The organism is Planococcus sp. SE5232, assembly GCF_050686535.1.
Classification (GTDB): domain Bacteria; phylum Bacillota; class Bacilli; order Bacillales_A; family Planococcaceae; genus Planococcus.
On record NZ_JBOGCP010000001.1, the window covers coordinates 1,114,658 to 1,134,957 of the forward strand.

Here is a 20,300-nt window from a genome sequence, read left to right on the forward strand (position 1 = left end):
AGGCCGGTTCAATTAGACCGGCCTATTTTTATGCGAGGTGCGGAGTTTAGCGTTTGGGGTGCGGTTATGGGGCGTCGAGGTGCGGAATTCACCATTTGAGGTGCGGTTACGGCCGAATAAGGTGCGGACAGCCCAAAAATACATAAAAAAACAGGCAGCTCACGAATGAGCTGCCTGAATTTCTTTCACAACAAATTTAGTTGACTTGTTTCTTGCGGAATTTTGACACGACTTCATAAACGATCGGTACGATGACCAAGGTCAATAAAGTAGAGCTGATCAATCCACCGATCACTGTGATGCCGAGGCCTTGGGAAATCAATCCGCCGCCTCCGCCTTCAACGCCGATGGCAAGCGGAATCAACGCACCGATTGTAGCCAAAGCGGTCATCAGGATCGGGCGCAGACGTGTAACGCCGCCTTCAAGAAGGGCTTCACGTGTCGTCAATCCCGCTTTCTCCATGTGGATGACCCGGTCAATCAAGACGATAGCATTGGTGACAACGATTCCGATCAGCATCAAGACGCCGATCAATGCGTTGACACTCAAGGCTTCTCCTGTGATCCATAAGGCTACCAGAACACCGATTACAGTGAATGGCAACGAGAACAGGATGGAGAACGGAGCGAGTGCGCCGCCGAAAGTGACAACCAGTACAAAGTAAACGATCGCTATGGCTGCAAGCATGGCCAGGCCAAGCTGTGTAAATGATTCATTGATCTGTTCAGTCACGCCGCCATGGTCAGTTGATACACCAGCCGGCAGGTCAAGTTCTGCAACCTGCCCATCGATATCAGCCGTGATTTCAGCAGCATTGTTGCCGAGGACGTCTGAAGTCAGGGAAGCATACATCTGCCCATCTCTGCGGTTGATGGTATCCGGCGATTTGCCTTCTTCCACTTCCATGACGTCACCAACGGTAACCGTCGTTCCAAGTGCGGTCGGGATTTCTACATCCGTTACATCATCAATCCCGGCATACTCGGTTTCTTCTGTTTCGATATAGACATTAAGCTCTTCGCCTTCATTCGTGACAGTGGTTAACACCGGTGCTTCACCGACTCCACTTAACGCCATGCCGATTTGAGCTGCGGTCAAGCCGCTTTCGCTCAAGCTTTCCTGACTGGCCACTAATGTGAATTGGTCATAAGCTTCAGTCAAACTGGATTCTGTATTTTCCAGGCCATCGTTATCTTCCATGAATGGCTGGATTTCATCGATTGCGGTTTGGATATCTTCCACGTTGTCTCCGTAGACGAACATTTCCAGGCCACTTGCTCCCATAGCAGCAAAGTCCAGGCTTGCCCATTCTCCGGATTTAGTGGAGCCGTTCAATTCTTCAATCAGTTTTTTGCTTTCGTCACTGAATGCTTCAAATTCATCATCATACTCAATATAGAATAACGCGGAATTATCTCCGCCTCCGCCCATTGCCGCCATCGGATTTCCTCCGCCAAGCGAATATTGGTATGAGGTAACGCCTTCGCGTCCGTCAATGGAAGATTCTGCATCAAGTGCAACGGCTTCAACATCTTCGCGCGTCTGACCAGGTTCCGGGCTGTAGGTAGCCATGACCATTTTCTGTTCTTCTTCAGGCAGGAAGCTGACACCGATCACCGGGATCAGGAACAAACTTGCCGCAAGGACTACGGAAGCTCCACCGAACGTAACGATTTTGTGGTTTAATGACCATTCCAAAATGCGTTTATAGCCGGCTGCCATTTTACCTGGCTTATGCTCTCTTTGTGTGGATTTAGGAGTGCCCAGATTCTGCAATTGCTTGCGGTACATCAAATGCGCCATCATTGGAACGATGGTAACAGCGACCAATAACGAAGCTGATAAGGCAAAGACGACTGCCAAAGCGAACGGCAGGAATAATTCACCGATTTGTCCGCTGACCAGTGCAAGCGGCAGGAATACCGCGATCGTGACAACCGTAGATGAGAAGATCGGCAGGAACATTTCACGTGTTGCTTCACGGATCAATTCTTTGCCGCGCAATTTCTCACCCGGCAAGGCCATACGGCGGTAAATGTTTTCAATAACGACGATTGAGTCATCGATTACGCGCCCGATGGCGACCGTTAACGCACCGAGTGTCATGATATTCAAGGTGATATCCATTTGGTTCAATAGGAAAATCGCCATCAATAACGACAAGGGGATGGAAATGATCGAAATCAATGTCGTTTTAAAGCTGCGCAGGAACATCAAAATGATGACGACAGCGAATAAAATACCGAACAGCGCTTTGCTGAGCATCGTTTCCACCGATTTCTCAATGGGTTCACCCTGGTCAAAAGTAGAGGCAACGGTCAAACCGTACTCTTCCTCGACATCTGCGACGATGTCTTTGACCTCATTAACCACTTCAACGGTATTGGCATCAGGCGATTTGACAATCGAGATTCCGATTGATTCTTCACCGTTTGTACGTGAAATCGATTCCGCTTCGCTGACTACTTCAATCTCCGCCAATTCGCTTAATGCGACGGTAGGAATGGCAGTAGGAACAGCAGCAGGTGCCTGAGCAGAAGGGGGCTGTGCGCCCGCAGCGGCATCAGGTGCAGCCGAAGCTTGAGCAACAGGATCCTCGGCACCCGCAGCAGCAGCAGGTACTTCGCCTGGAGCAGCAGCTGCTGCTTGAGGGATCGCTGGAATCTGCAGGTTTTTCAAATCATCGACAGATGTGATATCGCCATCGATGACCAGGTTTTTAAGTTCTCCATCGAATTCCGTCAATCCCAGTGGGAAGGTCAGCTTCGAACCTTGGATCAATTGTTGGATCGTTTCTTCAGTCAAGCCATATTGTGCAAGAGCTTCCTGATCAAAGGCCATGGTGACTTTCTGCACGCGCTGGCCGGAAACCTGTGCATCGGACAAACCGGATACCCCTTCAAGGGCGGGCAGCACATTGTCTTCAACAGTGGCTGTCAACTCTTCAAGTGAACTACCCGAATTGCTGATGCTCAATGTCAGGATAGGAAAGGCATCCAAACTGAGGCGGGAAACCTGTGGCTCATTGGCTGCTTCGGGAATCGAAATTTGGGATAAAGCATCTTCCAATTCGCGGGTCGCTTCGTCCATATCGACATCAAAATCGTATTGGACTTGAATGGTGGAGGCATTTGCCATCGATGTGGATGTCATCAGCTCGACGCCGTTCATATTTTGAATGCGCTGTTCCATCGGAATGGTGACTTCTTCCATGATTTCGTCAGGTGCAGCACCCGGGTAGGTAGTGACGACAGTTACAGCAGGCAAAGTGATGCTTGGAATGGATTCCTGTTTCATCGTCAATCCTGCATATAGGCCGGCAACAACGACCATAATGGTCAAAATCCATATCGCAAATTTATTATTTAGGGAAAAATCAATGATTTTCTTCAAGTTCTTGGCTCCTTTAAGTTAAATAAAATTCTCCAGGTAAATGACTTCATTCTTAATGGTAGGATGTTGTTTCAGATAGACCAGCAAAGCTTCAATCAGAAAATCCTGCGGCTCTTCTTTACCGACTTGCTCTTTCAGCAAATCTAGTGAAGCCAGCAATTTTTCCGGATCTGCTTCAGAGGCTTTTATCTTTTCAGCAACTTGTTGAAAGCTTTCTTCCATCGTCGCGGCCGGAGAACGCGCCTCGGTCAATACTGGTTCCATCGTTTCTAATTTGTCGACTACTGCATCAATGGTAGCTGTGATGAAATTGACGAGTCTTGAAATCTGTACATGCTTTTTCTCGATCACCAGCGTAATGATGTACTGCTGCATCAATCCTTCAAGTACCGTCACCAAATCGGGCAGAAACGGTTCAATATCCGTTCCATAAGTATCCAACAAGATGGTTTTGTGCAGGGTGATGGTCGACTGCCGCAGTTCTCCGAACAAAGAACTCAACTTTTCGCTGTCACTGAGCGGTAAATCCTTGAATACCATCATGAAAAATTCCTGATTGGAGAGGGTCCGTTCAATCTCAATCTCAAGTTTCTTTTTGAAGACATCTTTGGAGTCGGAACCGGGGACCTGCTGGAAATTGGCAATTTCTGTCGAGATTTCATCATGATACTGCTTTAAAATTTCGACAAACATATTTTCCTTCGAATCGAAATGCTTATAGAAAGCACCTTTGGAAATGCCGACGGCTTGCGCTACTTCCTGAACAGATGTTTGATGGAAGCCTTTCAAAGAAAACAAGTGCACAGCCTGCTTCATTATTTCGGTTCTTTTGTCCATTAGAGCCCTCCTAAACCAATTGGTCATGTATAGTGACCGGTCAGTCACTTGTTACAGATTATAGTTTAGCTTAGGCAAAGTCAATTTGAAGAGCTTCAGAATTTGTGTCAATTTCATGGCTGGCTTTCAACTCCGTCGAATGTTGCAGCTGATAAAAGAAGAAGCCTTTAAGGATTGGAGCTTCCCGAAATTTCCAGAGACGATTTAAAGGAATGTCTCGGCGGGTATAGAATACTAGTTAGTAGTAGCTTGATTCGGATACAGAGGAGTGGGATGGATGGTGCAGAAATATATCAGTGAACCATTTGTTGAGGAACGGACAGAACAACCCTACGTCGGAATTCCGATTTTGGCGGGGCTGTCGGACTGGGAAGAAGTCAACGGGCTCGTGGGAGAGTTGTTTGACTGGCTGAAAGCGAAAGGGATTAAACCCGCAGGAGCTCCATTTTTCCGTTATTGGTGCATGGGCGATTCAGAAGGAAAGTACAAGATGGAAGTCGGGGTACCGGTGAAACGGATGGTGACAGGGGATCAACGTGTGATGGCAAGCTATATACCCGGCGGTTCCTATTTATCCGCTTTGCACAAAGGGCACCCCGACAACCTGGATAAATCCCTTGATGCACTGGAGCAATGGGCGGTACAGGAAGGCTTGGACATCGATAAACGGTGGGAAGGGGAAGATGAAATCTGGAACGGCCGTTTTGAATTTTATGTATCCGAGCCGGAGATAGAAGCTGATTTAAACAACTGGGCCATCGAAATCGCTTTTTTGTTGATGAGGGATGATGCTGCTTGAAAGAAAAGCGAAGGCAGCCATGTAGCTCCGACAAGCGCTGGAAGCCTTCCTGGTAATGGCGTTCTTTGCCATTGCTGGGAAGGGTGAAGCGACTCGAGGAGCTGACTGCCGGAGTCTGGACATAAAGAAAAGCGAAGGCAGCCATGTAGCTCCGACAAGCGCTGGAAGCCTTCCTGGTAATGGCGTTCTTTGCCATTGCTGGGAAGGGTGAAGCGACTCGAGGGGCTGGCTGCCGGAGTCTGGACATAAAGAAAAGCGAAGGCAGCCGTTCAGCTCCGAAAGGAATAAGACGATCAGGCGAAGCAGCGTGTTTTCAGCCGCACAGCACGAAAAGTAGAAGTGCCTGTTTAGCTCTGACAGGCAAGAGATGGCTCAAAGATAGTTTGAGCCATCTCTTTGCGACGAAGCACAGAGTGCTGCAGGAGCAATAAGGTTTTAGGAAGCCCGGCGAAGTGGCGTTTTTTACCACACAGCTGGGTTGACTTATGACCCGAAGAGCTAGGCGCTGAACTAGACACCAGAGTGGCTTATAACCCGAGGAATTGGCCGTTGAAGCTAGGCAATAAGAAAAGCGCAGACAGCCATCTAGCCGCAACAAACACCCCCGCATAGTTAAAACACATAAAAAAGACACCTTTCTCTGCATTGGCCTTCAAGCCAGTGCAGAGAGAGGTGTCTTAACTTGTGGCGTCAGTACCTATTTCTTTCGCGGACGTCTGAGTAATAATACATCATTTCATACATTCGGCTTCGCTGTTTTTGCAGGATGCCAATAGAGACATTGACCTCTGTCGAAACATTGAATTCGTCAAACAGGATACGCGTCCTGTTTGGGGCTATTGCTTCCAGCCGGTAATGATGGTTGAAGATCCAGACGCAGTCAGGTTTATCAGGAGACTTGGTGGGATAGGCGGCCAATCCATCTTCCGAGATGAGAAGTGTTGTTTTTTGATGCTGCTTGAGATTATGCCGCGTGGCTTTCACTCGGCCTTCGTATGTCGACGCAAACATCATACATGCCTTATCGATTAAGGTCAGAACCGAGTCTTGGGAATACAAAACGCCATCCTTTGTTACAATTTTGGACTTTCGCTCCGTTTCAAAATAATTTTCAACAAACAACACCGAACGATCAATTAAATTCTCATGATACTTCTTCACTGTCACGAGCTCCCCTTTCTCAACACATGAAAATTCTACCATTCGCAAGTTTGTGAAGCAATCTATATTTCTGAAAATAGATACTGTTTTGACAATTACCTAGGTCATACAAACTGTGCGTCAGCTTTGTATTCAGTTTTTATAACGACAAATGACCTATTGAGCAAGTGGATACAAGTCTCTTCTTATCTTAATCTGAACGTACCCGGGAATAAACGAACGTTCAGAAGGATACGATCATGAAAGACTTTGAAGAAGTGGCTGTAAAATATGCGCCGATGATTTCTGCGGTTATCCGCAAGCTTCATATTTACCGTGATTACGATACCTTTCGTCAAATCGGCACTATCGCGCTATGGCAGGCGTGGGAGCGTTTTGAAGATGAAAAAGGAAATTTCACCCCTTTTGCGTACCGCAGTATCCAAGGAGCGATGCTTGATGAGTTGAAGCGCGAAACCAAAAGGAATGATCAACTACCCCACAAAGGCACTGGGGCCCAGGAGGAAGACAGGGAAGAAATGGTGGATGGTCTGCCTGAGTGGCTGGAAGTGAGTAAATTGAATGGGCAGGAAAAACGGCTGTTGGAAGCACTGTATGTAAAAGGCTGCAGCCTTCCGGAACTGGCCATTATGGAAAATATTTCACTTGCGGGGATGAAGAAAAGACGTGAGCGGCTGTTGAAGAAGCTGAAAGATACGACTGTCCATCCGTTTAAGGAATAAGAAGTCAAACCAATTGCACGGAAGAGAATAGAGAAAAAGGTGGTAGTGAATAAATTCGGATTGTATAATGAATGACGCAGTGGAAAGAAATGAGGGTGACATCTATGGAAGCAATGATGACAGGCATGATCAATAATATCTTTTTCATCATATTTCCAATCATCGTCTATCAGATGCTGGCGACAGCGGGCCAACGAAATTTTTTCGTCAGCCATCGCGTTACAATGACCGTTCTTTTTTCGATTTCAATTATTTTATGTATGCTGTTTCCCTATCAATTTTTGACAGACCAATATATTTTCGACCTGCGTCAAGTACCCATGATCGTCGGAGCTCTCTACGGCGGTCCGATTGTTTCGGCCATGCTTTTTCTTGTATCCTCTATTGGCCGGATTTTTATCGGCGGGGATGGGATGTACATCGCGATCCTCAATCAATTTGTCATCGCTGCCGGGGTGCCATTTCTGCGGCCTTTGTATATGCGCATCAACCGGCTGGGGAAAATCGCGCTGGTATTTTGCATTTCGATAGTCTCGCTGTTGTTCAATATGTTTGCAGGTGCTTTCTTCTTTGGGGATCCCCTTCACGACATCATCGGAATTTGGGTGATGCTGATGATCAACCAGGGAACAATCATCGTTTTGACGGCTTTGCTGATCGAACATATGCAAAGACAGGAATATATGTATAACTCTCTGCTGAAGCATGAAAAAATGGAGACAGTCAGCCATTTTGCTGCAGCGGTCTCGCATGAACTGCGAAATCCCTTGCAGAGCATTAAAGGTTTTATTCAGCTGATGAAAGAATACGAATACAGCCGTGAAAAACAAGTGGAGTTTCATGACCTGATTTTAAGGGAAATCAATGCTGCAGAAGATTTGATCGATGATTATCTTGTCTATGCCAAGCCGACTTATGGGCAGCTTGAGCCAACTGCTGTCGCTCCTGAAGTTCGTCATGTCCTCAAAATCATGGCACCATATGCCACGGGAAAAGATGTGGAAGTGCATTTTGCTGAAATGGATGAAACGGTTGAAATCCTGGTTGATCGCCATAAGTTTCAGCAGGCATTGGTCAACATCATCCGGAATGGCATAGAAGCGATGCCAGATGGAGGGACACTTTCAATTTCAGTGAAGTCATCTCCTGCCAAAGTTTGGGTAGAAGTGACGGATAAAGGTGTCGGTATGACGAAAGAAGAAGTGCAGCGCTTAGGAGAACCTTATTTTTCAAATAAAATCAAAGGCACCGGACTTGGATTGATGGTCACTTACAGCATCGTCAGCCAAATGAATGGCCAAGTCCTGGTTGACTCGGAAAAAGGAAAAGGTACGGAATTCACCTTGGAATTCCCAAATCTTGCGAACTCAGAAAATAAATAAAACAGCAGTCTCCGCGGAGACTGCTGTTTTATTTACGCAATAATTGGCGTACAAAAGGAAGCACAGACTGCTCCTTCAGTTTGGCTTCGAACATGATGTCCGCATCCGTGTCGCCGAGTAGGAGCAATAATTCATTGAAGTCCGTTTCAGAAACAAGGTCATGATGGCGAAGATCTGTAAAACCTTCTTTGCCTGTACTGATATGGATTTTGGGTGTGCCGTAGCCTTCCCAGGTTTTCAGGATTTCTGCATAATCGACCGGTGTGCCGTCGTTATTGCAGTTGTGATGATGGATGTCAAAGCAGACAGGCACTCCGCATACAGCGTGGACGTCCAGAACATCTCTGACAGTAAAGGTCTTATCATCATTTTCCAATCGAAGCCGCTGGCGTATGGTTGGGGACAATGCCAGGTAAGCTTCCGCAAAACGCTGTTTGGCTGCTTCTTTATCACCATATGCGCCACCGGTATGGAGGATGATATCCGAGCCGCCTAGCAGCTGAATCAGTTTGTCGTGATATTCAAGGTCTTCAATCGATTTTCGTACCACTTCCGGTTTTGGTGAATTAAGTACAGTGTATTGGCCAGGATGTACAGATACCCTCATCTCATGTGTTTCGACAATTGAGCGGATTTCGTCTGTGATAGCCCGTACTTCTGGATCTTCCCACCAGATCCAGTCATTTATCGGATGGGTGGATAGTGGGACGATCGAGCTGGATGCACGGTAGAAATAAATATCGTTTTCCAGGTTCCAACGGAGGATTTCGAGTGTGGTCTCGAAATTCTTCATCGTCAATTCCTTTATCTTTCCAGTTCCTTCCGCTTCTGCAGTCGCTACACGCAAGGTTCTGAAGATCGTTTTCAATTCAGTGTTCATGCAGGCATAACCTAATCTCATGTTGCTTCAACTCCTCGCTCTTATTATACCCATCTCGAACGGATTGCATTCCTCCTGTTCGGGTATAAGTATAGTAATAATCCAATAAGGAGGAATTCCAATGATTGCAGAGGTCACCCGAACTCAACAAGGATATACAGCGGTATTTGATCGGAAACTGGCTCATGAACCGGAACAGGTTTGGCAGATGCTGACAGACAATCAGAAGATTCATCGGTGGTTTGCAGGATTGCAGATAGAGCAATCTGGCAAAGATGGCTACCTGACATTTGACATGGGGCATGGCAATTTCGAGAAAATGGCCATCACGGATTATGAGGAAAGAGAACGTTTGGGGTTTGAATGGGGCGAAGATCATGTCCTGTTCGAACTTACACCGGAAGAAGGCGGAACCCGGCTCAAGCTGGTGGAAACGATCCAGACACTCACCGACCATACGCCGAAAGATGTAGCGGGTTGGCATGTCTGCCTGGATGTCCTTCAAGCCCTTCTTGACAAAAAAGGAATTGAGCGGACATTGGAATGGGAACATTGGTATCCGGAATACAAGCGACTTTTTGAAAGCATGCGGGTTTCGTTTGAATAAGCTGCAATGTGGATTCTAAAATGTTTGCCTTTAATTCAACAAAAGTCAATTCATTGGTAAATTGTGAACGTTTGTACAGTGCTTTGATGCACTTACAAACGTTTTTTACTGTCTGGGGTTTTATGCTGTCTGCAGTCAGCACAAAAAGACAGGACGAGCAGCGCTTTGCTTGGTAAAATCAGCTAAAGGAGTGAGGGTTATGGGATGGGTGGAATCGCTGCAGCGTGCCATTGATTACATGGAAGAGCATATGGAAGACGCGCTGACGATTGATCAAATTGCCGCACAGGCAAACGCTTCTGTTTTTCATTTTCAACGGACTTTTGCAATATTGACGGATTGTTCAGTTGCTGAATATTTGCGTAGAAGGAGGCTGACCTTGGCGGCGCAGGAGCTGTCGGCAACGAATCGGAAAATCATCGATATCGCCTACAAATATGGCTATGACACGCCCGAAGCTTTTTCAAAAGCGTTTCGGCGGCAGCATGGTGTCACGCCAAGTGAAGCCAGAAAAAACTTAGGGGAATTGCAAGCTTTTAACCGACTGGTGATCCAAGTAAATTTGAAAGGGGCAGATCCAATGAAGTATCGCATTGTAGAGAAGCAAAGTTTTCAAGCAATCGGGATAAAACGCCAGTTCTCTTTGACAGGTGGAGAGAATATGGCAGGGATTCCGAAAATGTGGAAGGAGCTGAATCAGCATGGCACGAGCAGCACAATCGCCAGTTTGAATGATGGGGAAATCAAGGGATTGTTGGGCATTTGTGCCGACTATCAGGACGGCCAAACCATGGATTATTGGATTGCTGCCGAAAGCACTCAAAGCGTGCCTGAAGGATTTTCTCAGTTGGAAGTACCGGCATCAACATGGGGGATCTTTGAAGTGCACGGTGCGATGCCGGATGCTATGCCAAAAGTGTGGAAGCAGATTTTTTCGGAGTGGTTTCCATCCAATCAGTATGAGAATGCCGGAACCGCTGAACTGGAGGTTTACCCGGAGGGAGATCCTTACCAGGAAGAGTACGTGTCCGAAATATGGATTCCACTAAAAAGTAAGCGGTAATTGCAGAGAAAAGGAGATGGAATGGCAGAAAACTCTGCCTTCCATCTCCTTTTTTATGTGTTTTTCAGTAGCTATTTGCTGTCCTTTTCAAAAAAACTTTCCAAAGCTGTATTGATTTTTCTCATCACTTCAATCTGTGTAGCGTCGGAATTTACCTTATGGATCCAAAGATAAGCCTCGGATTCTTTAGCTGGCAAATGTTCAAGAAGTAAAACTTCCCGACAAAAGTCTGGAGTGTTTTTTCCGGAAATCAGTTTTATTGTATACAAAGAGCTGGTTTTGATCACCTTATCTATCTGATACGTCTCCTCAAATTCCTCGAAGTCTGTAATCTGTATAAATTCGTTGTCTTTCTCTATTGATGGCGCCACTTAAAACACTCCTTTTACAAGATTGTTAATCCTCTATTTTGTAGATGATACAGGTTGGGGCTGTTTTCCTCAAACGCCATGTAATCCTTTAGTTTAGCAAATAAAAACTTAATAAAACAGATAAATAGTTACTGAGTATTTATTGTTCTCTACCAATTATTCTGGTTGTTTAAGGGGAAGCACCCCTGTATATTCTGTAAGAGCAGTTTCATATCTCGGCGACAGCAGCTGGATTCAGATGATTGATAAAACATGATCGCTTTATTGAAAAGACCATTTTAAGTGTGAAATGAATTTGTTCATTAACAAAAGGGGGACCTGGATATGAAGAAAAAAGGATTGGCAATCGCATTATTGATGGTTTTTCTGCTGGCAGCAGCGACGTTTGTGGGAGCCAAATCAACTTATGAAAAAGAGCCTGTGCCAAAAGGGGATCGGCATGACATTTCGGAAATCATCCCATCCAAAGCCAAATGGGAAAAGGTGGTCGCTGGAAAAGAAGGGTTCATGGAGGGCATCAACTTCGACCGTGAGGGCAATATATGGATGGTGAGCCCGATGTCAGGGGAACTTCTGAAAGTGGAAGATGGCGAGGTCAAGCATGTGAAAGAATATCCGGGTCCGGTAGGCGCGAAGTTTCATAAAGACGGCCGCCTTTTCATTACGGATATATCCGGAGTGATTCATGCGTATGATCCGGAAACAGGAGACAGTGAAATTGCAGTAAGCACTTATAAAGGCAAACCATTAAATGGATTGAATGACTTGATATTCGACGAAGAAGGCGGATTGTATTTCACGGAACCGATGGGCTCGAGTGCAACCAATCCCGTGGGACGCGTCTTCTATCTCCCGGCAGGCAGTACGGAGCCTGAACTGTTCGCAGAAAAGATCGCCTATCCGAATGGAGTTGCGATTTCCGCTGATGGACAACGTGTTTATATCTCAGAATTTGCGAAAAACAGCGTTCTGTCTGTTCCAGCTAAGAATGCACCACCCTCACCTGAAACACCGTTTGTCTTCGGATATTACGAAGGGGGCATCGGGCCCGATGGTTTGGCAGTCGATGAAAAAGGCAATTTGTACGTAGCCCATTTCCAGGCGGGTGAAATTGTTGTTCAGGATGCAAATGGATTCAGTTATGGAACTATTCGTCTGCCTGAAGATGCGGGTACTTTTACGACCAATCTGACATTCCACGACGGTTACCTGTATATCACCGAATCCTCGAAAAATGAAGTCTGGCGCATCCAAGTGAAAGAAGATGGAGTGCCGCTCTACGGACTGCAATAGCTGATTAATTGCAGATACTCAAATCCTTCTGCCGAAGTGAAGCTGCTGAACAAGTTCGAAACTCAAGCGTGTAGACATAAATAGTTTGGTGAAAAAGAAGAAGCTCGGCATTTCCTCAGGAAAATTGCCGGGCTTCTTCTTATTCTGCGGTATTCTCTTGCTCAATTTTGAATTCGAAAACATGGTCTTCTTTGAATTCACCTTTTTCGTAGTTTCTTTCGGCAAAGGTGAGGGTGCCGTCATGTGCAATCAGGACCACGGTTGCTGATCGTGTGCCATAATCCGGCGTTTTGATGAACATGGGAGACAACATACGCTCTAAATCCAATCCAACTCCAGTATCGGGCAGATGGGTATCGGGTGCTTGTTCAGCGTCCGCCAGTATCGTGAAGAGTATTTCGATATCAGGCTGGTCGGTCTGTGCCATATAGGAAGCAAGCCGCTCTTTTCCTTTTGTCACTTTTGGCCAGGGCGTATTCAAGAAATGGTTGCTCAGTCCATGGGTACCCGGTGGAATATCGTAGGATTCGTCTTGGATATTATTGTAGTAAACCAGTTTCCTTGCATCCCCCATGATGATATTGAAGCCGGCATAGTGTGTCGGATCAATCGACTGCAAATAGTCTGCTGGAGAATCTGTACCTGCCAAAAAATCCTTGACGACTGCACCTCTGGATAACCGGCCTGCTTCCAGATTGGTGGGATCCCGAAAGTTTGTCAAAGCGGCAATCCGTCCGTGCTTAGTCACGCCCAACCAGGTGCCCATCCCCGTCAAGTCACGGCCAGCCAAAATATGGGGTTCATCATCCCAAAAATGAGCGGGCGCAGCAGGCCGTCCGTAGAATTCGTCCCGATTGGCAGCAACAACTAGTTTATATGTTGGGTGGTTCCGAAATTGAAGATTGATTAGGCACATGCGTTTTCCCCTTTTTGGTTTTATTATATACAATGAAGAGGTTAGTTGACAGAAAAAGGCATTGCTTTCTGACAATTAACAGGACCTTATTTCGCTTATAAAATGCAAGGCCCATTTCCGTTCCACTAAGCTTTCCATTCTTTCTATGGGTAGAGAGTAAGGTTGTCATCGGGCTATTGGTATATCGATTAAGATGAAGCCAGTAAATTTCTGATAATAGGTAGGTCAAAAGTTTCAATTGGAAGTATTTTCTGCTACACTATTAAAAGAGTTTTTCTCGGAACTGAGTCAGCAGCAAGTTAATAGGAGGAACAGCCATGACGAGTGAAGCAGGTTCATTATCTTTTGCACGCATATTAATGGAAGGCATTAAAGAGATGGTATTTGTTGTGAAAGTAAATGACAATGATTCTTTCGCTTATGAGTTTCTCAACAATGCAGTAATGGAGCGGACATTGCTTACTCCAGCCTCAATTGGAAAGACCATTGATGAAGTCCAGTCTGCAAAAAAAGCGGAGTTTTTGAAGGGGAAATATAGTGAAGTTCTCCGGGGAAGTTGCAGTATCAGCTATGAAGATTCATATTATTCTCGTGCAAATCGTTTGTTCTATTCGAAAAGCCTGTTGACACCTTTCTTTAATGATGAAGGTAAATGTACTCATATAGTAGGTCTTGTAACCGATGTCACTGAAGAGAAAACCGCTTTACTGCAAAGTGAAGGAATCCGTCAGCGGTTGGAGGAAAGCAGCGCTCGCTACCGTCCTTTATTCGACAGCAGTGCGGCTGCAATATTTACCTTAGATTCCGAAGGCTGCATTACGGGTGGAAATGCTACGGGACAGAAGCTCAGCGGGTTTTTCATGAGAGACCTGGCAGGAAAGAATTTTGTTGATTTCATTTTGCTGAAAGACCGGGAACAAGCTAGCGAGCATTTCTTATCGGCGGTCGCAGGTGAATTCAATGATCGCCGCCTTAAATTCACTTTTAAATCAGACACATTCATTGTCTGTTTAGTCAAATTCATTCCAATAAACCCGGAATCTAAAAAAACGGGCTTCTATATGATTATCAAAGATATGACGGAGCTGGACAGGGTGGCGAGCCTGTATCAGGAAGGAGCAGAGAATTTTCGGATCATCGCTGAAAATGTTCATGACGTCATCATATTGATGGACCGGGACAAAAATTATCTGTACGTCTCACCTTCAGTAGAAACTATTTACGGCTATAAAGCAGATGGAATTGTCGGACAGAAGCCGTTTTACAATGTGCATCCGGACGATGTCGATTTCCTCCAGCAGGCTTTCAACGAAGCGGCAGAAAACAGAACCCCCTACTTAATGCAGTTGCGGCTCCTCCATAAAAACAAGGGATGGGTTTGGTCGGAAATCAACGGTACTCCCGTTTTCGATGAAGAAGATCGATTTAACCATATGGTGATGGTGGCGCGGGATATCTCCATCCAAAAAGAGTATGAGAGCCAGCTCAAGCATTTCGCTTATTTCGATTCGTTGACAGAGTTGCCGAACCGCCGGAATTTCCAGGAGTATGCAAAGTCTCAGTTGGAACTCAATGAACGGTGTGGAAAGAGTTTAGCGGTTCTTATCCTCGATATAGATGATTTTAAGGAAATCAACGATCAATGGGGACACGAAACAGGAGATGCCGTCATCCAGGAATTCGGATTTCGGTTGAATAGCTGCATTCATGGACAGAATATGGCTGCGCGCTTGGGGGGAGATGAATTCGTCATCCTGTTGGCAGATATCGAAAGCAAAGAACAAGTGGCGGAAGTTGCTGATCACATTTACCGGGTGATGGAAAAGCCGATCGAGGTGCAGGGAGTATCGCTGAAGATCTCCATCAGTATGGGCATCGCTCTTGCGCCAGCTGAAAAAGTTTCGGTTTCTGTAATGATGAAACGTGCTGACATGGCCATGTATAAAGCAAAGAATAAGGAGAAAAATTCATTTCACGTGAGTCCGGCATGAGCAGAAATAGCTCATGCTTTTTATTTTTCAATATTCTGAAAACTGTCGTTTTTATAATAAACTTACGTTACAATGGAAATAGGTGGAAAAGGAATTAGACAAACCTTTATTCCGTTTTCATACTGAAAGTTTCATATTTTGAAGGAGGCGACAGTGATGATCGAGAATGCATTTTATTCGCAGGAAAACCATGGTCCGTTTCACTTGTATGAATTGGGGGATTTCAGTTTGGAGGAAGGCGGGGTGATTCCCCAATGTAAGTTGGCCTATGCCACGCATGGGCAGCTTAACGCGGAAAAAAACAATGCGATTTTAGTGCCGACCTGGTTTTCCGGAACCAGCAAGGATTACGAGAGTTACATAGGCGAAGGCAGAGCGCTGGATCCGAAATTGTATTTCATCATTGTTGTCAATCAGCTCGGCAATGGCTTATCGAGTTCACCCCATAATAGTCCATCGCCGATCGGGATGAGTAATTTTCCGCATGTGCGGATCGGAGATGATGTCCGGGCGCAGCATCAATTCATCACTGGGCATTTCGGCATCACGGAGCTGGCTTTAGTGGTGGGTGGCTCTATGGGCGCCCAGCAAACCTATGAATGGGCAGTCCGCTACCCCGACATGGTCAAACGTGCAGCACCTATTGCAGGAACTGCTAAAAACACTATCCATGATTTTATCTTCACTCAAACCTTGATGGATGCCATCACTTCAGATCCTGCTTGGAATGACGGAGAATACCAATCCAATACGGATGTGGCAGACGGCTTGAAACGACATGCGGATATTTGGGCTGTAATGGGATTTACCACTGAATTCTTCAATCAGGAAAAATGGGGATTGTTTGGTGTCGAAACGGTGGATGAGCTGATGGCAGGATTTTTGGAACCGTTCTTTCAGCTGATGGATCCGAATGCATTATTGGTGATGGGCTGGAAATGGCAGCGGGGAGATGTCAGTCGACATACAAATAATGATCTGGCAGCAGCCCTGGGTCGGATCAAAGCAAAGACTTTTGTAATGCCCATTGATCGTGATATGTTCTTTCCGCCGAGTGATTGTGAAAGAGAACAGCAATTGATTCCGAACAGCGAATTGAAAGTGATTACCAGTATTGCAGGCCATTTCGGGTTGTTTGGCGGCGAAGGTGAAGATTATCATGGCCAGGTCGACGGCTACTTGAAAGAGCTGTTGGCTGCAAGTGTAGTTGAAAGCGTTGACGAGTAGACAGCAACATAAATAAGCAGGGAAATTTCAGAACTCTTAGCTGATGGAAGCTAAGAGTTTTTATGATGTGATTTAATGGATTCTTATAAATTGGTAAAAATAGTGGGTAAAAGGTAGTGATTGAATTTTCAGATACAAAATAAGTTTTCTTTTTCTATGAAAAATGTTATGATTTCGTTAAATCATACATCCTACTAAAAATCCATAAATTGTATTTTTTATATAAACAAGTATACCTTTTTTCCTTTATGTTTTTAAGGGAATGCTTTGTACCATCAAGTTATTAAGTAATCCCGCAACCTAATCATAGGGAATTTAGTTTACTGATTATTCGAATAGTTGAGGTGAGAAAATGAAAGGATCCAATCGGAAAACTTCTATCTTTATTAGAATTTGCTGCATTCTTTGGATTTCTTTCTTTTTTCTTGCTATCGGAAAAATGACTGCAGAAACTGGCCGCGGTGGAGCCATAACTTTAACTGAAGAAGGTAAAGAGATGCCTCTGATCACGGATTTACAAATCCTGGAGGATAGACAAGGAACATTTGAAGTGAATGAGCTGCAGCAGCCTCCGCATAATTGGAAGTTCATTTCAAATGAAGAAGTAATTCCGAATGCTGGATTAAGCTCCGCTGCTTATTGGCTAAGCTTTACTGTTGAGGATCAGTCAGAAGGCAACGAATGGCTTCTTGAACTTGCCAATCCCTCCATTGATGAAGCGATTCTTTATTCCCCCGAAGATTCGGGAGGGTTTGACGTAGTTAAGTTGGGAACTACCGTTTCGAACTCAGAAAAAGCTCATCCCCATCATCATTTGGTCTTCGAACTGTTGCCGTTGGAGAATGCAGAAACGACATTTTTCATGAGAATTGAATCACAGGGAGCGATGCATCTTCCGATAACGATTTGGGAACATGAAGCCTTTGATGCGCAGAGTCGGCAGACAACTGCAATCATCGGTTTACTCGGCGGCTTGATCTTATTGTTATCAGCAGGCTGCATCAAGTGGTTTTTCAATTATCGCCAAAAAAACTTCCTGTATCTCTTTGTCCTGGCGCTATCGGTCTTTGTCGTTGCGTCAACATGGACTGGATTGAGTCTTGCGTATATTTGGCCGGAAATAGGAGGAATGATCCGACAAACTGTCTGGGTGTTTTTTGGAACAGCCGGCATCATGACCCTGTTCATCACGAAGAAGCTATTGCCATCTGCTTTGCTAAGCCACAGATTTATCGGATCGTTTGAAGCCTTGGCTGTCTTTGTCTTGCTGTCAATCGCAATTTCTTTTTTTTCTTATCCCATGGCTGGAGTGTTTTTGTGTATAGCCGTTTTCCTGTCGTTCAGCCTATCTTTGGGGATTTCCCTTTCGGCCTGGAGCAAAGGAGTTTCCTACGCAGCTCCTTATGCTTTTTCCCTGTTTCTATTCATCACTGCATTGGTCATTTCGTTTCTGACGGCTACGGCTATTTTGCCCTATGTAAAGCTGTTGCCATACGTACTTTATCTAGTCAGTGCAATTAGCCTGTTGTTTGCCTCAAAAGGGTTGCTGGCAAAAGAAAGAACGAATCTCGATAAGCATATTCATCAAGAACGTCAAGCGAATAAACGCCAATTGATGGAAATCGAAACCTTGAAAAATGCAAATAAGCGAAAAGATGAGTTATTGGCATTCACCACCAATGGCTTGCGCACGCCGCTTTACGGCATGATCGGCATTGCGGAATCACTTCAGGAATCCCCTGTGGGGAAAATATCACCTTTAGTCGCAAATCAATTGAAAGAACTGGTGGCAAGCGGAAAAAACATGGCGCATTTGGTCAATGATGTTATGGATTCTTCAAAAATGAAGCAGCCCCATCTGCAGCTGCATGTGGAAGTGACTGCGATTGACGTGTTATGCGACAAGGTTATCTCGCTGTGTCGGCCGCTTTTGCGGTCTGAGTCAGTTGAGCTCTATCATACCGTTCCTGCTTCGTTGCCGAAAGCAATGGCTGATCCTGAGCGTGTCCAGCAAATCCTTTATAATCTGATTGACAATTCCATCAACTATACTCATAAAGGAGAGATCACTGTCTCAGCCCGCGTTTTGGGAGAGCAGCTGGAAATATCAGTAAAGGACACCGGAACGGGCATCCAGGAGAAACGGATTCCTTCTTTATTTGAAGGGGATGATGCACAGGAAGAGCTGCACGAAAATAAAAGCACAGGGTTAAAAATTGCCAAAAATCTAGTGGAACTTCAAGGAGGAGTACTGAAGGCCAAGTCGTATATGGGAACCGGCTCAACTTTCAGCTTCACTTTGCCGATTCATAAAGATGAATTGGGATGGAAGTTTTCGGATGGCTTCGAATCGGGCATAAAGGAATTGACCGCATCCCAATTAGCTGATTCCATGCTGAAAGAAAGTACAACAAAAAGAAATCTTCACATTCTGGTCATCGATTCGGAAGAAATCAACCGTCTTGTCCTATTGCGCCAATTGCTGTCAGCCGGCTACCAGGCTGTTGGTGTGGAAGGTGGAAAAGCAGCGATGCAGCTGCTGGGGCATAAACCGGTGGATTTGATTGTGATGGATGGACATTTAGTGGATATGACAGGAGATGAATTATGCCGCCATATCCGCTTGGACTTCACCTTGACAGAACTGCCGATTCTCATGCTCTCGCATGTGGATGGGCTGCGTGAAAAAAAGGAAGCTTTTACTGCTGGGGCAAATGATTATCTGCTGAAGCCCTGCGACAAGGAAGAGTTTTTACTGCGCATCGAAACCCTGGCAAATATGCGGAGCCTGACACAGGAAATCACCAACTTGAATTATTTTCTTGAACGCAATGTCAAAGAACGGACGATGGCACTTGAAATCACCAATATGAATCTGTTGACTGTCAATGACGAAATTCAGGAGATCGAGAAGTCCAGAAATGAAATGCTGTCAGCGATTTCCCACGAGCTGGGCACCCCGATTACGTTGATCCATAGTTATATCCAAGCAGTGAAAGAAAGTTTAATCGAAGAGAATAATCCGCGCTATTTAGATATGATCCATAAAAAGCTACTGCTTTTGGAACGCCTGACAGAAGACCTTGTGGAGTTGACCAAATACAAATCAGGGAATATGACGCTGCGCTTTGAGGAAAGACAGTTGCGGGGATGGTTGGACCGTCTCGTAGAATCCATGGCATCTGATGTGACACAGAGTGGGCGGGCGTTCGAATTTCTCGGAACGGAAAATCGGGATGATATCCAACGAGCGCTTTTGGCTATTGACCTGGATCGTCTTGACCAGGTCATCTCGAATATCCTCTGGAACGCTGTCAAGCATACCTCTGCAGAGGAAGGCAGAATCACCTTATCTATTGAAATACTGGCCGGAAATAATGAAGATGCATCACTGAATGAAGAAATGGACGGAGAACTGGTGATACGGATTGGCGATAATGGTTGTGGCATCAATAAAGAAGCCTTGCCTTATATCTTCGATCGTTTCTATAAGATTGACAGTTCGACCGCCTATAAAGGAAGCGGCCTTGGACTAGCGATTGCCAAAGAAATTATTTTAGCCCATAAAGGACAGATTTGGGCAGACAGTACAGAAGGGAAAGGAAGCGTCTTTATCATTGTATTGCCGCTGACTTTCCATTAAGGGGTGGATGAAAA

15 protein-coding genes are annotated in these 20,300 nt (G+C 45.4%); 9 read left to right on the forward strand and 6 right to left on the reverse strand.

All coding sequences use genetic code 11. From position 1 onward, the window contains the following. Window positions 1-196: 196 nt before the first annotated feature. Together ACRC6Q_RS05165 and ACRC6Q_RS05170 are read right to left on the reverse strand one after the other, a co-directional pair. Window positions 197-3,394: an efflux RND transporter permease subunit gene (locus tag ACRC6Q_RS05165; protein WP_431465996.1), complete on the reverse strand. Its 3,198-nt coding sequence runs from the start codon at window positions 3,392-3,394 to the stop codon at window positions 197-199. A gap of 18 nt (window positions 3,395-3,412) precedes the next feature. Continuing rightward, window positions 3,413-4,231 carry a TetR/AcrR family transcriptional regulator gene (locus ACRC6Q_RS05170; RefSeq protein ID WP_431465997.1) on the reverse strand — a complete coding sequence of 273 codons (819 nt, stop codon included), beginning with the start codon at window positions 4,229-4,231 and terminating at the stop codon, window positions 3,413-3,415. 277 nt (window positions 4,232-4,508) lie between these two features. Here ACRC6Q_RS05170 and ACRC6Q_RS05175 point away from each other — a divergent pair, with 277 nt between their 5' ends. Next, window positions 4,509-5,030, forward strand: a complete 522-nt coding sequence (locus ACRC6Q_RS05175) for a GyrI-like domain-containing protein (RefSeq protein ID WP_223634328.1) — start codon at window positions 4,509-4,511, stop codon at window positions 5,028-5,030. 690 nt (window positions 5,031-5,720) lie between these two features. Here the strand turns inward: ACRC6Q_RS05175 and ACRC6Q_RS05180 are convergent. After that, window positions 5,721-6,191, reverse strand: coding sequence for a competence protein ComK (locus ACRC6Q_RS05180; protein WP_223634325.1), 471 nt, complete (start codon window positions 6,189-6,191; stop codon window positions 5,721-5,723). Between the two features lie 239 nt (window positions 6,192-6,430). Here ACRC6Q_RS05180 and ACRC6Q_RS05185 point away from each other — a divergent pair, with 239 nt between their 5' ends. Together ACRC6Q_RS05185 and ACRC6Q_RS05190 are read left to right on the forward strand one after the other, a co-directional pair. After that, window positions 6,431-6,913, forward strand: a complete 483-nt coding sequence (locus tag ACRC6Q_RS05185) for a sigma-70 family RNA polymerase sigma factor (RefSeq protein ID WP_223634322.1) — start codon at window positions 6,431-6,433, stop codon at window positions 6,911-6,913. A gap of 104 nt (window positions 6,914-7,017) precedes the next feature. Next, window positions 7,018-8,295 (forward strand): sensor histidine kinase, encoded by a 1,278-nt coding sequence (locus tag ACRC6Q_RS05190; protein ID WP_223634319.1) that lies wholly within the window; start codon window positions 7,018-7,020, stop codon window positions 8,293-8,295. 28 nt (window positions 8,296-8,323) lie between these two features. On the opposite strand, the gene uvsE is transcribed toward ACRC6Q_RS05190, so the two are convergent. Continuing rightward, a complete protein-coding gene (gene uvsE, locus ACRC6Q_RS05195) occupies window positions 8,324-9,196 on the reverse strand; it encodes a UV DNA damage repair endonuclease UvsE (RefSeq protein WP_223634316.1) in 873 nt (290 codons plus the stop codon). A gap of 100 nt (window positions 9,197-9,296) precedes the next feature. Here uvsE and ACRC6Q_RS05200 point away from each other — a divergent pair, with 100 nt between their 5' ends. Together ACRC6Q_RS05200 and ACRC6Q_RS05205 are read left to right on the forward strand one after the other, a co-directional pair. Next, window positions 9,297-9,782 (forward strand): SRPBCC family protein, encoded by a 486-nt coding sequence (locus tag ACRC6Q_RS05200; protein ID WP_223634313.1) that lies wholly within the window; start codon window positions 9,297-9,299, stop codon window positions 9,780-9,782. Window positions 9,783-9,981: 199 nt separating this feature from the next. After that, a complete protein-coding gene (locus tag ACRC6Q_RS05205) occupies window positions 9,982-10,845 on the forward strand; it encodes an effector binding domain-containing protein (protein WP_431465998.1) in 864 nt (287 codons plus the stop codon). A 71-nt stretch (window positions 10,846-10,916) separates the two neighbouring features. On the opposite strand, the gene ACRC6Q_RS05210 is transcribed toward ACRC6Q_RS05205, so the two are convergent. Beyond that, the gene (locus tag ACRC6Q_RS05210; RefSeq protein WP_223634307.1) at window positions 10,917-11,216 is read right to left on the reverse strand and encodes a hypothetical protein; all 300 of its coding nucleotides are present in this window, start codon (window positions 11,214-11,216) and stop codon (window positions 10,917-10,919) included. 324 nt (window positions 11,217-11,540) lie between these two features. Between ACRC6Q_RS05210 and ACRC6Q_RS05215 the strand changes: the two genes are divergently transcribed. After that, on the forward strand, window positions 11,541-12,509 hold the full coding sequence (locus ACRC6Q_RS05215) for an SMP-30/gluconolactonase/LRE family protein (protein WP_223634304.1): 969 nt from the start codon (window positions 11,541-11,543) through the stop codon (window positions 12,507-12,509). Between the two features lie 139 nt (window positions 12,510-12,648). On the opposite strand, the gene ACRC6Q_RS05220 is transcribed toward ACRC6Q_RS05215, so the two are convergent. Then, the gene (locus ACRC6Q_RS05220) at window positions 12,649-13,425 is read right to left on the reverse strand and encodes an NRDE family protein (protein ID WP_223634301.1); all 777 of its coding nucleotides are present in this window, start codon (window positions 13,423-13,425) and stop codon (window positions 12,649-12,651) included. Between the two features lie 317 nt (window positions 13,426-13,742). On the opposite strand from ACRC6Q_RS05220, the gene ACRC6Q_RS05225 reads away from it, so the two are divergent. The 3 genes from ACRC6Q_RS05225 (at window position 13,743) to ACRC6Q_RS05235 (ending at window position 20,286) form a co-directional block, all read left to right on the forward strand. Further along, a complete protein-coding gene (locus ACRC6Q_RS05225; protein ID WP_223634292.1) occupies window positions 13,743-15,416 on the forward strand; it encodes a sensor domain-containing protein in 1,674 nt (557 codons plus the stop codon). A 156-nt stretch (window positions 15,417-15,572) separates the two neighbouring features. Then, window positions 15,573-16,643 carry an alpha/beta fold hydrolase gene (locus ACRC6Q_RS05230; RefSeq protein ID WP_431465999.1) on the forward strand — a complete coding sequence of 357 codons (1,071 nt, stop codon included), beginning with the start codon at window positions 15,573-15,575 and terminating at the stop codon, window positions 16,641-16,643. Between the two features lie 496 nt (window positions 16,644-17,139). Then, entirely contained in the window at window positions 17,140-20,286 is a 3,147-nt protein-coding gene (locus ACRC6Q_RS05235) for an ATP-binding protein (protein ID WP_431466000.1), read from the forward strand. Window positions 20,287-20,300: the final 14 nt, after the last annotated feature.

Bases quoted from the DNA above. Each gene is read 5' to 3' on its own strand.
- ACRC6Q_RS05170 (WP_431465997.1), bottom strand. From the start codon at position 4,231: ATGGACAAAAGAACCGAAATAATGAAGCAGGCTGTGCACTTGTTTTCT.
- ACRC6Q_RS05175 (WP_223634328.1), top strand. From the start codon at position 4,509: ATGGTGCAGAAATATATCAGTGAACCATTTGTTGAGGAACGGACAGAA.
- ACRC6Q_RS05185 (WP_223634322.1), top strand. From the start codon at position 6,431: ATGAAAGACTTTGAAGAAGTGGCTGTAAAATATGCGCCGATGATTTCT.
- ACRC6Q_RS05190 (WP_223634319.1), top strand. From the start codon at position 7,018: ATGGAAGCAATGATGACAGGCATGATCAATAATATCTTTTTCATCATA.
- uvsE (WP_223634316.1), bottom strand. From the start codon at position 9,196: ATGAGATTAGGTTATGCCTGCATGAACACTGAATTGAAAACGATCTTC.
- ACRC6Q_RS05200 (WP_223634313.1), top strand. From the start codon at position 9,297: ATGATTGCAGAGGTCACCCGAACTCAACAAGGATATACAGCGGTATTT.
- ACRC6Q_RS05205 (WP_431465998.1), top strand. From the start codon at position 9,982: ATGGGATGGGTGGAATCGCTGCAGCGTGCCATTGATTACATGGAAGAG.
- ACRC6Q_RS05215 (WP_223634304.1), top strand. From the start codon at position 11,541: ATGAAGAAAAAAGGATTGGCAATCGCATTATTGATGGTTTTTCTGCTG.
- ACRC6Q_RS05220 (WP_223634301.1), bottom strand. From the start codon at position 13,425: ATGTGCCTAATCAATCTTCAATTTCGGAACCACCCAACATATAAACTA.
- ACRC6Q_RS05225 (WP_223634292.1), top strand. From the start codon at position 13,743: ATGACGAGTGAAGCAGGTTCATTATCTTTTGCACGCATATTAATGGAA.
- ACRC6Q_RS05230 (WP_431465999.1), top strand. From the start codon at position 15,573: ATGATCGAGAATGCATTTTATTCGCAGGAAAACCATGGTCCGTTTCAC.
- ACRC6Q_RS05235 (WP_431466000.1), top strand. From the start codon at position 17,140: ATGCCTCTGATCACGGATTTACAAATCCTGGAGGATAGACAAGGAACA.